The organism is Methanolobus bombayensis, assembly GCF_017873415.1.
GTDB classification, from domain to species: Archaea; Halobacteriota; Methanosarcinia; order Methanosarcinales; family Methanosarcinaceae; genus Methanolobus; species Methanolobus bombayensis.
Genome location: NZ_JAGGKD010000004.1, coordinates 272,380 through 285,622, shown reverse-complemented (window position 1 = coordinate 285,622; position 13,243 = coordinate 272,380). Strand labels below are relative to the sequence as shown.

General features: G+C 38.3%; 12 protein-coding genes and 1 pseudogene. 8 read left to right on the top strand and 5 right to left on the bottom strand.

Going from position 1 to position 13,243, the window contains the following annotated elements; all coding sequences use genetic code 11:
- Positions 1 to 14: 14 nt before the first annotated feature.
- The 7 genes from J2746_RS06945 to larC all read left to right on the top strand — a co-directional run bounded on the left by J2746_RS06945 (position 15) and on the right by larC (position 6,137).
- Positions 15 to 650 (top strand): flavodoxin family protein, encoded by a 636-nt coding sequence (locus J2746_RS06945; protein WP_245250027.1) that lies wholly within the window; start codon positions 15 to 17, stop codon positions 648 to 650.
- A gap of 54 nt (positions 651 to 704) precedes the next feature.
- Entirely contained in the window at positions 705 to 1,244 is a 540-nt protein-coding gene (locus J2746_RS06940; protein WP_209618235.1) for a flavodoxin, read from the top strand.
- Positions 1,245 to 1,288: 44 nt separating this feature from the next.
- Positions 1,289 to 1,825: a flavodoxin family protein gene (locus J2746_RS06935; protein WP_209618230.1), complete on the top strand. Its 537-nt coding sequence runs from the start codon at positions 1,289 to 1,291 to the stop codon at positions 1,823 to 1,825.
- 33 nt (positions 1,826 to 1,858) lie between these two features.
- Complete coding sequence (locus tag J2746_RS06930; protein WP_209618227.1) at positions 1,859 to 2,686, top strand: SDR family oxidoreductase; 828 nt, start codon at positions 1,859 to 1,861, stop codon at positions 2,684 to 2,686.
- 99 nt (positions 2,687 to 2,785) lie between these two features.
- On the top strand, positions 2,786 to 3,988 hold the full coding sequence (locus tag J2746_RS06925; protein WP_209618224.1) for an aldo/keto reductase: 1,203 nt from the start codon (positions 2,786 to 2,788) through the stop codon (positions 3,986 to 3,988).
- Positions 3,989 to 4,128: 140 nt separating this feature from the next.
- Entirely contained in the window at positions 4,129 to 4,926 is a 798-nt protein-coding gene (gene larB, locus J2746_RS06920; RefSeq protein WP_209618221.1) for a nickel pincer cofactor biosynthesis protein LarB, read from the top strand.
- Positions 4,923 to 6,137, top strand: coding sequence for a nickel pincer cofactor biosynthesis protein LarC (gene larC, locus J2746_RS06915; protein ID WP_209618216.1), 1,215 nt, complete (start codon positions 4,923 to 4,925; stop codon positions 6,135 to 6,137). Before larB ends, larC begins: the two co-directional genes overlap by 4 nt.
- A gap of 466 nt (positions 6,138 to 6,603) precedes the next feature.
- Here the strand turns inward: larC and J2746_RS06910 are convergent.
- The 5 genes and pseudogenes from J2746_RS06910 to J2746_RS06890 form a co-directional block, all read right to left on the bottom strand.
- Positions 6,604 to 7,218 (bottom strand): annotated as a pseudogene (locus J2746_RS06910) (recombinase family protein); the annotation flags it as partial.
- Between the two features lie 444 nt (positions 7,219 to 7,662).
- Positions 7,663 to 8,067: a hypothetical protein gene (locus J2746_RS06905; protein WP_209618213.1), complete on the bottom strand. Its 405-nt coding sequence runs from the start codon at positions 8,065 to 8,067 to the stop codon at positions 7,663 to 7,665.
- Between the two features lie 684 nt (positions 8,068 to 8,751).
- Entirely contained in the window at positions 8,752 to 9,309 is a 558-nt protein-coding gene (locus J2746_RS06900; RefSeq protein ID WP_209618210.1) for a MarR family transcriptional regulator, read from the bottom strand.
- Between the two features lie 75 nt (positions 9,310 to 9,384).
- Positions 9,385 to 11,181: a 3'-5' exonuclease gene (locus J2746_RS06895; protein ID WP_209618207.1), complete on the bottom strand. Its 1,797-nt coding sequence runs from the start codon at positions 11,179 to 11,181 to the stop codon at positions 9,385 to 9,387.
- A gap of 43 nt (positions 11,182 to 11,224) precedes the next feature.
- Positions 11,225 to 12,187, bottom strand: coding sequence for a UvrD-helicase domain-containing protein (locus J2746_RS06890; RefSeq protein WP_209618204.1), 963 nt, complete (start codon positions 12,185 to 12,187; stop codon positions 11,225 to 11,227).
- Positions 12,188 to 12,668: 481 nt separating this feature from the next.
- Here J2746_RS06890 and J2746_RS06885 point away from each other — a divergent pair, with 481 nt between their 5' ends.
- On the top strand, positions 12,669 to 13,235 hold the full coding sequence (locus J2746_RS06885) for a hypothetical protein (protein ID WP_209618201.1): 567 nt from the start codon (positions 12,669 to 12,671) through the stop codon (positions 13,233 to 13,235).
- Positions 13,236 to 13,243 lie beyond the last annotated feature (8 nt).

Below are 13,243 nucleotides of genomic sequence, written 5' to 3'. Positions count from 1 at the left end.
ATGGAGGTAACGGAATGAAAGTATTATTGGTTAACGGAAGTCCGCATGAGAAAGGTTGCACCTATACTGCTCTTACTGAAGTGGCAGAGACCTTGAAGGAAGAAGGTATTGATTCAGATATCTATTGGATTGGAACAAAACCACTTACAGGGTGCACAGCCTGTAAGAGCTGTGCCAGAACAGGAAAATGTGCATTCAATGAAAAGGTCAACTATTTCCTTGACATTGCAAAAGATGCCGATGGATTTATTTTCGGTTCCCCGGTGCATTATGCATCTGCTACCGGTGCTATCACATCTTTTATGGACTGTGCTTTCTACACAGACCTGCAAGGAGGCAGAAATACTTTTTATCTGAAACCTGCAGCAGCAGTTATCTCGGCGAGAAGAGCGGGAACAACAGCTACATTTGACCAGCTTAATAAGTACTTCACACTTTCGGAGATGCCGGTTATTTCTTCCCGATATTGGAATATGGTTCATGGAGCAAAGCCGGAAGATGTGAAAAAGGATCTGGAAGGATTACAGATCATGCGTGTGCTTGCACGGAATATGGCATGGTTTTTGAAGTGTAAAGAAGCTGGCATTAAAGCTGGCGTACCGCACCCGGTGAAAGAAGAAAGGATGTCTACGAATTTCATTCGGGAATGATTATTATTTGAAATTTTGGATTGAAAATTAACAAACATAAAGCGTGGGATTTAAATGACGAATTTTAATGAAAAGAAATGTCTAATAGCATATTATTCACGTAAAGGAAATAACTATGTCAGTGGAAAGATCGTGAATCTGCCAGTAGGTAACACAAAAGTAGTAGGCGACATGATCCGGGAAATCACAGGAGGCGATGTTTTCCAGATTGATACTGTAAGACCATATCCTAAAGATTATACTGCAACCACCAACGTGGCAAAAAAGGAATTGAATGAAAATGCCAGACCCGAGCTTACCAGCCACGTAGAGAGCATGCAGTCGTATGACGTGATTTTCCTGGGTTACCCTAACTGGTGGGGAACGATGCCAATGGCAGTCTGTACATTCTTGGATGAATATGACCTTTCTGGAAAGACCATTGTTCCATTCTGTACGCATGAAGGAAGCGGAATGGGGCACAGCGAAAATGATATTGCAAAGCTTTGCCCGAAAGTAACACTTTTGAAAGGACTTGATATTCACGGTTCACGTGTGAGTGCGGCAAAAAAGGATATTGAAAGCTGGCTGAACAAACTTAGTATGATTGAATAAAAGTTCCTTGATATTAAAACGAAATCAAATTGAGGATCATAAACATGAGTAAAAATGTATTAATATTGTCCGCCAGTCCCAGAAAAGGCGGAAATTCCGATTTGTTGTGCGACCAGTTCATGCGTGGAGCAGCAGAAGCAGGCAATAAGGCAGAGAAGATCTTTGTGAGAGACAAGAAGATCGCTTACTGTACAGGATGTGGAACCTGTTTTGGCACAAAAAAATGTTCCATAAAGGATGACATGACTAATGTTCTGGACAAAATGGTCGCAGCAGATGTGATCGTAATGGCAATTCCTGTGTATTTCTACACGATGAATGGTCAACTAAAGACCCTTATCGACCGTACCTGTGCCAGATACACAGATATCAGTGACAAGGATTTCTATTTCATTGTAGCTGCTGCAGATCCCGATATACAGGCAATGGAAAGAACACTGGAAGGCTTCAGAGGATTTACTTCATGTCTTGAAGGACCAACTGAAAAAGGTATTATCTATGGAACAGGAGCCTGGAACATAGGAGAAATCAAAGGAAGCAAAGCAATGGAACAGGCTTATGAAATGGGAAAGGCGGTTTGATTTGGAAATAAAGATTATGGAGTTGTTAAGACAATGAAAAATGTAGTTGTAGTCATAGGTGCAGGGTCAATAGGCCAGGCAATAGCACGTCGTGTGAGCATAGGAAAACATGTTTTGTTGGCAGACATAAAGAAGGAGAATGCTGATGCTGCTGCAGAAGTCATGATGGATGCTGGATATAAAGTGAGTACAGCATTAGTAGACATATCATCACGTGATTCGATTCAGGAATTAGTTCAGAAAGCGACTGCTATTGGAAACATTACCGGTGTAGTCCTTGCAGCAGGAGTATCACCATCCCAAGCATCACCAGAAACGATTTTAAAAGTGGACCTGTATGGTTCTGCTGTAGTACTGGAAGAATTTGGAAATATAATTGCACATGGAGGAAGTGGTATTGTTATCTCTTCACAATCTGGACACAGGCTTCCAGCATTATCTGTTGAACAAAATAAGGAACTAGCCACTACGCCAACGGAAGAATTGCTGGATCTTGAACTGTTGCAATTAGATAATATTACTGATTCACTACATGCTTATCAGCTATCCAAACGTGGAAATTCTCTACGGGTAATGGCAGAGGCAGTACGCTGGGGTAAGCGAGGTGCAAGGGTTAACGCCATAAGCCCAGGTATAATCTTCACACCACTTGCCAGAGATGAGCTAAATGGTCCACGTGGAGATGGATACAGACGTATGATAGAAGTATCTGCAGCAGGTCGCGGAGGTACTCCTGATGAAGTTGGAGCCGTTGCTGCTTTATTAATGGGACCTGAAGGTACATTCATTACGGGCAGTGATTTTCTTATAGATGGTGGAGTGACAGCTGCCTATTGGTATGGTGAACTTGCGCAGAAATAAAGTTAATTTTTTTCTAAACAATGAATGATTAGTCAATCAACAAGTATAAATAAATAAAATCTATTAATGAATGACTATTCAGTCAAATGGAGAACTAAAATGTTATACAGAAAAATGCCAAAGAACGGAGACGAGCTTTCAATACTCGGATTCGGATGCATGCGCTTAGCTTCAAAAGAAGACGGCAGTATTGATGAAGAAAGAGCTACTAAACAGATACGTCACGCAATCGATCAGGGAGTGAACTATGTTGATACAGCATGGCCATACCATATGGGAGAGAGCGAACCATTTCTGGGCCGTGCTCTTGCAGATGGGTACCGCGAAAAAGTGAAGATTGCAACAAAGCTCCCCTCATTCCTTATAGAAACAAGGGAGGATATGGACAAGTTCCTCAATGCTCAGCTTGAGAAATTGAATACCGATCATGTTGATTATTATCTTCTCCACTATCTTGTCGGTGACCTGTGGGACGATATTGAAAAGCTTGGTGTAACTGAGTTCCTTGATAAGGCCAAAGCTGATGGTCGCATCATTAATGCAGGTTTCTCTTTCCACGGTGCATCAGAGGATTTCAACCGTATTGTGGATGCTTATGACTGGGACTTCTGCCAGATCCAATACAACTTCCTAGATCAAACGAACCAGGCAGGTACCGCTGGTATGGAATATGCAGCTTCCAAAGGTCTTGGTGTCATTATAATGGAACCTCTTCGTGGAGGAAACCTTGTAAAGAACGTGCCTCAGGCTGTACAGGATATATGGGACGAAGCTCCGACAAAGAGATCCCCTGTAGAATGGGCTCTCCGCTGGATATGGGACCACCCGGAGATTACAGTAGTACTTTCTGGTATGAATGTTGAAGAGCACATTGAAGAAAATCTCAGAATTGCAGGAGAAGCACATCCAAATTCTCTGACAGATGCGGAATTGCAACTGGTAAACAGAGTAGCTGCCAAATATCGTGAAGTGATGAAAGTAGGCTGTACTGCCTGTCAGTACTGCATGCCATGTCCTGCAGGTGTGAATATTCCTCTCTGTTTTGAGGAGTACAACAACGTGTACTTAGTCGATGATCCTGAAGGCGAAAAGTTCCTTTATGCTGCAAGGCTGGGCGGCGTTGTTGACGGTGGAGATCCTGCACTTGCATCCCAATGTGTCCAGTGTGGAAAATGTCTTGAGAAATGTCCCCAGCATATTGATATACCAACTGTTCTTGGTACCATTGTGGAAGAAATTGAAGGACCTAACATAGAGCAGACAATTGCAATGGCAAGGGAAATGTTCAAGCAGGTAAATTGAAGAAGTTATCTGCTGTGCTAAAAGACAAAAAGGAATATTGTATCAGATTTTCATTGAAAAATCAGACAATATTCCATTTTATTTGCTAATCATTTCGTTAATTATTAAATTAGTATCTTTTTTAGGAAAGGGGGTATCACATGGAACTCACTGAGCTTTTCAGAGCCGTAAAAGATGGAAATATAGATATTGAGACTGCGGAACAGCAGGCCCGTAGTCTTGGTTTTGTGTCCCACTCGGATATAGCAAAGCTTGATTCTCACAGAAAATGCAGAACGGGAGTTGTCGAGGCTGTTCTTGCCGACTGCAAAAAACCTGATGATGTTGCTGAAATTGCAAAGGTCATGGTCTCACAGAGCAAAAGGGCCCTGATCACACGTGTATCTGAAAAGCATCTTGAAGCTTTAAGAGCAGCATTTGATGAAGACAAACTTGAGTGGAACAGCCGGGCTCGTACAGTTGTGGCTCACGATGGCACTTCTGCTCCAAAAACCGGCGGAGTTGTAGGTATCATTTCGGCAGGTACTGCAGATATTCCAGTCGCAGAAGAAGCCAGAGTTGTAGCTTCTGAGATGGGGTGTGAGACTGTTGCGGTGTACGATGTAGGAGTTGCAGGAATTCACAGACTCGTTCCCGAAATTCAGAAATTAAGATCGAAGAATCCTGGGGCTATCGTAGTTGCAGCCGGAAGGGAGGGAACTCTTCCCACAATAGTTTCGGGACTTGTAGATGTACCTGTGATCGGTCTTCCTGTATCCACTGGTTATGGGGCAGGCGGTAAAGGAGAAGCTGCTCTGATGTCAATGCTCCAGTCCTGTTCCACACTTGCAGTTGTGAATATTGATGCAGGTTTTGTTGCAGGGGCGTATGCAGCAAGGATAGCAAACATGATTGCGTCCGCGGGTGCAGGATGTAAGAAAGAACAGGAAGAATTATGAGATCACTTATATTCAACCCATTTTCCGGGGCAGCCGGAGATATGATCCTTGGATGTACTTTGAACCTCGGAGCTGACAGAGATAACGTAAAAGAACTTATAGAAGCCTCTGCTCCCGTATCTGTGGATATAAAGGAAGTCGTGAAAAAAGGAATAAAAGCTACTGACGTCAAGATTAATGTACCTGAAAGAGAACATTCACGCACATATCCAGAACTTGTGGATTCTATAAAGGAAGCAAAACTACCATCCAGAGTAGAAACAAGTGCTCTTGATATCTTTTTAAAGATGGCAAAAGCTGAAGCTTCGGTTCATGGAGTGGATGATCTTGAGAAACTTCATTTCCATGAGGTTGGACAAAGTGATGCCCTTGCCGATGTCATTGGCTCTTCGGCAGCTATCCATTCCCTTGGATGTGATTCTGTTTACTGTACTCCAATCAATGTGGGAAGCGGAATAATAGAATGTGCACATGGGACTCTGCCTGTGCCAGCTCCTGCTACACTTGAAGTGCTAAGTAAAGGGAAACTCTATTTTAGAGGAGGGAATGAGCAAAAAGAGCTTCTGACTCCCACCGGGGCTGCCATTCTATCCCATTTTGCGAGACCTGTAGAGACTTTTCCTCAAGGCAGGGTAATTTCAATAGGTTATGGAGCTGGAGATGCTGAGCTTAGTGGTCCAAACGTATTTCAAGGAGTAATTTCTGAGCTTGATTCCTGCCTGATTCCGGATATGATAGAAGTGCTTGAGACAAATGCTGACGATGTAAGCGGAGAAGTACTGGGCAATTTGTTCGAGGAATTACTTGCCATGGGAGCAAGGGATGTCGCAATTATTCCGGCAACAATGAAAAAAGGCCGTCCAGCTCATATTATTAAGGTCATTGCAAAACCTGAGGATAGTGTAAAGCTCGCACGGAAGATCATTATCGAGACAGGTTCCCTGGGAGTAAGAGTTATGCCTGCACGTCACAGGTTAATGGCTGCAAGAAACATAGAGATGCTTAAATTTGAACTTGAAGGGCAAATGTATGAATCTGCAGTGAAGATTGCCAGAGACTCTGAAGGTATTTTACTCAATATCTCTGCTGAATTCGAGGATTGTAAGAAAATTGCCAAGACAAGTGGCATTCCAGTAAAAGAAGTCATGAGAAAAGCAGAAGAAGTTGCAAGAAAGGAATTCCAACATTCTCAAGGACAACATAAAACTTGATGATTTTCATGATTCAGTCACGATAGATTTTGGAGGAACTAAATGAAAAAAGTATCGTTAAAAATGACGATATTTAATTTTAACGATAAAATAAGTAGTTAAAATAAACGAATCATTGATTTCATATGTATTTGTAAATCTTTCAGAATGGGTAGGATAATAATATTAATGTGAGGTAAAGTAAACTTTATTTACCCAATTTAAAGATGCGATGTACAAGTGGACTAGATGTTGAATTACAAATATCATTTGTTTATTAATATACATGAAAAAAGATTGTCTTGTTCTAAATGATGTAGCTCACCTGATAATTATAATAATTAACGCATAATTATAACCGAAGAGCTTCATCTACTTTCGGATGTACTGATATTACATAGTAGAGTCATATATTGTCTGCAATATCTAGCATAGATATTGAGTATTAATCTTCTGAATGCATTTGAAAAGAATAAATAAAAGCAACTTACACTGCAGCTATGCGTTCCTGTTCATCCTGGCGTTTCCATTCCCTGACATACTTACTCAAGGTACTGTCTGGAATATCCATCAGGCGTGATATCTCTGCTATATTATGCCCCTTGTTCTTGTACCGTGTGAACAGTGATCTGTTAGGTTCTTTTGTAGGTCTTCCCCAGGTCTTACCCTCTGCTCTCACACGCCTTATTCCACTCTTGACCCTTTCCTGTACTGAACGTTTCTCGTTCTCTGCAGCCCATGCATAGAATGAAATGAATACTCCCCTCATGACTGGGTCTTCTATTTTTGTCCAGCTCTCGTTTGGAGATAAAGAAACTATGCGTATTCCACTTTTTTCGAGTTCTATCAACGTTTCCAGAGTATCATAGTACGTTCTACCTATCCATGATATTTCAAAGGTATATACCCATGTAATATCATTTTTTCGAAGATGTTTCAACATGTCCTGGAATCCCTGGCGATCATCTGCAGGTACATCTCCACTGATACCTTCATCGAAGAATATATGTGAAGTGTCGATGCCCATGTCCTTGAGTTCCTTTATTTGTGTCTCAATATTCTGTTCTCTGTGATTATGAACTCCCGATGTTGAAGTTCTTGCATATCCTACTACATTTTCATGTTAGTCATAGTGAAACCCCTGTCATCCATCTATATATTCCCATAGCGGCCCCATTCACACAGTTGATTATGATTACCACATTTATCGCGACCATATTTCCTATGAGGTTGGTTGTTGTTGTGAGTATTATAGAGATATAATTCTGAGTACATCATGATATCACCCCTCTTTTGGATATGATGAATACTCGACAAGTACATCGATTAGTCTACCGTGTCAGACAATCCATAACTGTTAATCTTGACATATGGGTGCTTATTAAAGTACGATGTTACTAGGTCAATCTGTACTTTCAGATCAGCTAGATTTTCATAGTACCTCAGTGCACACCATTCCGTATATAAAATGCGTTGATTCAGTTTTGGAGATAGGTTCTAAAAACTGTTAAAAAATGTCATGTTGATCCCAATATATTGGGATCGATCATGCTGCCATCTCACCTTTGAATTCAGAATATTGATCCAGCATTTTGCCCAGATGCCATGCTTGGAACTCGTTCAGATTATAGATCGTAGCAGGGAGATTTGCTACATCGCTCAGGTCTATATCCTCCAATTCAGACAGATACTCGTCCCTGAGTCTTTTGAGTGTGCCTTTGAATAGTTTGTCGACGTAGAACATCCTGCCCTTTCTATCATCGAATCCCTCGCACATCTTGAATAATCGTTGTGTTACATATGCAACAACTGGGACTTCATCGGATGGTGTCGATGAGGATTCAAATACACTTTTTAAGTATGCCTCATCGTTCAATACGAGTTCACAAAGACATCCCATTGTGTGTTCGAGTGTTTTGTGATCGATTGTAAAATCTTTTTCGTTTTTCATGGTATCAACTTATTCGGTTTTACGTATAGTAATTATTTCTTATGTAATATTTAATTTAAGACATAATATATAAGGTGATTATTGTATATAAATATACCTACATATTATGCGATTAGATCCCAAAATGAAGTTTTCCCATTATTCATGTTCAAATTTCAGGAGAGTTTTGAAAAAGTGGGTGAAAACGTACAAATCACAGAAAACATCTTTTATACCACATAAAGTCCCATAATTTAGGGGTATGTTTTATATCGACATTAAACACCTGTTTTATGCGACGATATTTTACAATCCATAAATGTAGAATATAGCAGTTTTTACCATTGTAGTAACAATAGTCTACACTATGCTTGATCATGACTATGCAAAGTAGTTTACTGGAAACTCCAGATTTCGATACGTGGTTTTTAATCTGATTATATGATTCAAAATAATCGACATGTCCGAAAGAGACTCCATTTATTATTGCGTCTTTCCCTTCCGTTGTGAATCCAAGTTTTCAAGAAAAAGGAAATGATGCGCGAAATGGACAAACACAACACTCTATAGGGATTTTGTTATCCAGACCTACAAGAATTTATTGGCCATATAACACACGGATAACTTGAAAAATTGGAGTATAATCACCATAATAAGATCTATCAGGAATGCACATTTAAATTACATTGTATTTTTGGCTATTTCTTAACTTATATCCTTATATTTCATATGTAGTTCATCGAATGAAATAATACTTTTACAGAATACAGTTTTGGAAGAGAGTTGTATCGATACTTCTATCCATCCCAGTTTTTTTAGTTCGTCCAATACTATATCAAGACGAGGTTCTCTGATTGGTATCTCTTTTATTATGGATTCTTTTGTGACTTTTTTATGATTATTAATATAAATGAAAATAGCAAAGCTTTCTCTTGGTTTATTAGGAAATAACATTGAAAAAGGCAGCTTTTGAGCATCTATTATCAGTTCTTCTTTTCCCATTATAGGATAATATGCATTTTCAAGGTGTCCTCTTTTGCCTGAGGAAGCTTTATAAGATTTAATCCATTTCCTTTTCACCAAATGTTGTATAACCTTATTGCATTGATATTTTTTAATGCCTAGCATCTGTTGGATTTTTGCTAAGGTCATTACTCTTCCATGATAAAGAACTGCTAATACCTCTGCATTGTCTCTTGAAATTCCAGCTTCAATAAATACCTCCATAGTTTGTTTACATTCATCACTTAGTTCTTGCGTCATAATAATACTCATCTGATTTTAATTATAATAATGTATAGATTTTTTTCAAAAAAAATGTCTGGGAATAATGAGGAATTACTTCGCAAATTTACAGATATTTTTCATATCACATTTTTCACAAAATGTGGAGGGTTTTGGAGGATAATAACCTCTCTCCATCCCACTGACACAATCATCAATTATCTGCTGTGCGGCCTTAAGGCTTTCCTTGCCAACATCTACTGTATGCACAGTCCCATCATCCAGAAAAGCTACACTACCTCTTTTGAAACTGTTGTTCCCCGTGAGCCCAACAGCATAAATCTGGACCTGTAGAGACATATCTTCCTTGCTCATTACTTCCTCAGAAGTCTTGTTTTCACGGATATCCTTGCCATCATTATCAACAATTATTGCGTCTATCTTGCCTTCAACGAGATAGTCATGAAACTTGATCGTTATCGGGATTTCCGTATCAGACATGTTGGCCATATCATCTGGATTCCTGTCTATGTAATCATGAAGCATTTTCTTGGCTTTTTGCTTCGCAATTACATTATCAGTATTAGGTGCAAATGGAAGATGCAGATGCTTTTCAACGATATCATCAACTATTGTGTGTGGATCAATACCCATGGTGGTTTTTTCCGCGATCTGTTGTACACAGAAATGAAGGCACTTCCCATATCCAAGCATCTGATTAAATTTAGATGAATAACCGCATATTTCACGTAGAAAGTAAAGACGTGGACATTTATGATTTAGCATAATCTCAGACACACCATATGACTTCAATTCATCTACAGAATGTGTGGTCGGATCTATTTGAAAATCGGGAAAAGAATACTTATCGTTTAATTTTATAACAAAGTTGGACTGTAGACTATCCTTTAAGAATGGACTGATCTCAGTCCCCTTCCCGTAATTAGATGTCATAACAAGTGAGTGCTTTGGCCTGCTGATACCCTCATAAAATATATTAGCTTCATCTTCCCTTGTTCCTGCATATCTGCCAATAACAAAAGAAGATACATCTACCATATAGCTTTTGGACTTACCCATTTGGCTTGAAGGATAGTGACCATCGATGAGATATGGCATAAAGACACAATCCCTATCAAGTCCTTTGAATTGATGTATAGTTGAAATAGCAACACCTTCTGAATTTGAAACTTCTTCAGAAACCGTGCCATAGCTTTTTTTTGCTTCATGCAAATAGAAGCAAAGTGTGTTGAAATCTTCTTCCCAATTCCTTTTTGAACCCCCTAGTCTGAGAGAATGTTCAAAATTATTCAGCATTGTTGAAAATTGTCCAAAATGAAGTATCACTTGCATCTGTTTCTTATCAGCTTCATCGAGTTGTTTAAAATTCAGTATATTGAGCATTGCCTCATATACTGATTTGATGTCATCATACCCTCCTGAAAGGGATTTTGCTTTCCAGTTTTCAAGTTGGCGTCTGACATTCGAATTCAAACTAGAATTTGGGAAATGTGTTTGCCAATCAGTAAGAGCCGATTCGAGTAGCTTATCCCCTGTTATACTATTCTTTAAGCCTTTTTCATTGTAGAAACCTTTAAATGACAACCACGCCATAAGTTTTGTAACAACTATTACCTCAGCATAACCAAACAATCTCCTTTTTCCTGTAATGGAATATGGAATGTTTCGTTTCCTGAGTTCCGATATCAATGATTCAGCAAATTTAAAGATTCGAACCAAGACACATATTTCGTTGTATGAACCACCATCTGACACATATTTTTCAATTGCATCAGCAACCCATGAAGTTTCTTCATTTTCTGATTTGAACCCATTATAATAGATATTATTCATACCTACCCTAGTAGCTTTGAGACACAAATCAATTGATTTGTTGTTTCTTGTTGTCATTTTATACCTCTCCTTTGCTTGTATGTTTGAGACACAAATCGGTTTATTTGTCAGGTGAAAATATGATCGTACTTTTGACATCATTGATGAATCCGACAATATCCCCCCTCGACCTATAGTTATTTTCCAATTTGAGGGTTATAGAAGAAGGATAAGTCTCAGAAAAATTCTCAAAAAAGGATCTATCTGAACCTCTCCACTGATAAATTGTCTGGAATGGATCGCCTACAACGGTTAAATCTGCATCTTTTGAAAGTAGACGAATCAATTTATCCTGGGCAGGGTTAATATCCTGGTATTCATCAACCATCAGGTACTTGATATCTGGTTTAATGGAATCTTCCCGTTCAAGATATTCAATTGCCTTTCTTGTCATCATTGAGTGGGTCATAAATCGATGCTTCTCAAGGAAACGATAGTAATTTTCCATTTTATCCATGAATAATGGATTAGCTATTTTTAGCTCCTTAAAATCCATCATTTCATTTTCAATCAATGAAACAGTATCCAAGAAGAGAATCCACTTCCATGGTTTAGGTTTAGATGGTAATGGTGGAAGATACTGGATTCCAAAATCAATTCCTTTTCGCATTAACAATGGAAGCTCTCTTTCAGGAGGGAACACATCAAAATCCCCATAACCAGCAAATTCTTGAACTATTTTTTTACATAAAGAATGAATTGTGTGGATGTTAAGACGATTTACTTTCTCCATGAGAGTGCTGTCACCATAAGATTCTGCGCGCTTATATATAGTAGATTTTATAGATTCAACATTTTTATTTGTAAATGCAATAATCGTAATTAATTCAGCTGGTACTTGTAGGCATAGGATTAAGTAAAGTACCCTTCGTACCATAACTTCAGTTTTTCCTGCACCAGGTCCTGCTATGAGTTGGAGATATTTTACACATAGGATAACGGCATTTGCTTGTTCAGCCGAGAAAGGATAAGGTATTTTAAGCAGAACATCCAATTCCTCTTTAGTATCATTAGGCTTCTTCATATTGATACTATATAATAAGTACACATTAATAAACAGGGATTTTTTACGAAAAATGGTATTTTAAATAAATAAATAATAACTAAAATAATCCCTACTGATAATGGTTCAACTTCTAAAAAAATTCATATAATCGCAAAATTATAAAACTATCTGAATGCTAGAGTGGTCACTCTTGTAGTTGAAAATAAATCAATGAGTGGATTTGGCTATTGCAGGATATATTCGGGGATTTTCCTGATAGGCATGACTTTAGTATATGCTTTTACAGAATTATTTTATATAAGCCATCATCGTATGAATCTGTAGGATCAAATTCATGTTGCGTCATGAATTCTATCGATTATCCCTGAGACTGGTTTTTCTATGGGTCTTAAGAGGATTTCTACAGAACCGAAATTAGAGATGAATGAATTAATCTCAGTTAACACAATTTGTGGATTATAGTCAAATAAATTCATATACTTGTAACTTCTAGTTTTATATGGGAAGGAGCATGGGAGAGCATTTTGAAGAAGTTGAAATGTATTCCAATTCAGAAAATAGAAAGATAGAAGCATTGCACAGTAAAAATCGTTTTATCTATCAAGTATTTTCTGACCGTTTTAATGTCGAATTGGAAAGAACAAAAATACTTGATGGAAAAGCATTAAACATAATTAGCTTTGCAGGAATAATACTTACTTTGCAGGCTGGATTTGGTGCCTTACTTCTTGAAAAAACACAAGGACCTAATCTTTTGTGCTATCTGTTTTTCTTAGGTGTTGTATTTATATTTTTATCAATAATTGTTGCTCTAAAAGGATATTACTTTAAATCGTGGAATATTGTTCCTAACTCTGATCAATTCATGGAAGAGTACGTTAAAAAGGACTTATGTGAACTTGCGCTCATCATTTCATTATATAGGCTAATTGTTGAAAAGACAAAAATAAATATGGATAATAATGATGATAAAGTGAAATGGATTAAACTAAGTTTCTTGTTTTTAGTGGTTGGACTCTCCACAAATATCATTTTTATTTATTGCTTTTTTTTCTGCAATTTATAGGAGGAATT

Coding starts and splice junctions, on each gene's coding strand:
- larC (WP_209618216.1), top strand. CDS start 4,923: ATGAGATCACTTATATTCAACCCATTTTCCGGGGCAGCCGGAGATATG.
- J2746_RS06930 (WP_209618227.1), top strand. CDS start 1,859: ATGAAAAATGTAGTTGTAGTCATAGGTGCAGGGTCAATAGGCCAGGCA.
- J2746_RS06945 (WP_245250027.1), top strand. CDS start 15: ATGAAAGTATTATTGGTTAACGGAAGTCCGCATGAGAAAGGTTGCACC.
- J2746_RS06895 (WP_209618207.1), bottom strand. CDS start 11,181: ATGACAACAAGAAACAACAAATCAATTGATTTGTGTCTCAAAGCTACT.
- J2746_RS06935 (WP_209618230.1), top strand. CDS start 1,289: ATGAGTAAAAATGTATTAATATTGTCCGCCAGTCCCAGAAAAGGCGGA.
- larB (WP_209618221.1), top strand. CDS start 4,129: ATGGAACTCACTGAGCTTTTCAGAGCCGTAAAAGATGGAAATATAGAT.
- J2746_RS06940 (WP_209618235.1), top strand. CDS start 705: ATGACGAATTTTAATGAAAAGAAATGTCTAATAGCATATTATTCACGT.
- J2746_RS06890 (WP_209618204.1), bottom strand. CDS start 12,187: ATGAAGAAGCCTAATGATACTAAAGAGGAATTGGATGTTCTGCTTAAA.
- J2746_RS06925 (WP_209618224.1), top strand. CDS start 2,786: ATGTTATACAGAAAAATGCCAAAGAACGGAGACGAGCTTTCAATACTC.
- J2746_RS06905 (WP_209618213.1), bottom strand. CDS start 8,067: ATGAAAAACGAAAAAGATTTTACAATCGATCACAAAACACTCGAACAC.
- J2746_RS06885 (WP_209618201.1), top strand. CDS start 12,669: ATGGGAAGGAGCATGGGAGAGCATTTTGAAGAAGTTGAAATGTATTCC.
- J2746_RS06900 (WP_209618210.1), bottom strand. CDS start 9,309: ATGACGCAAGAACTAAGTGATGAATGTAAACAAACTATGGAGGTATTT.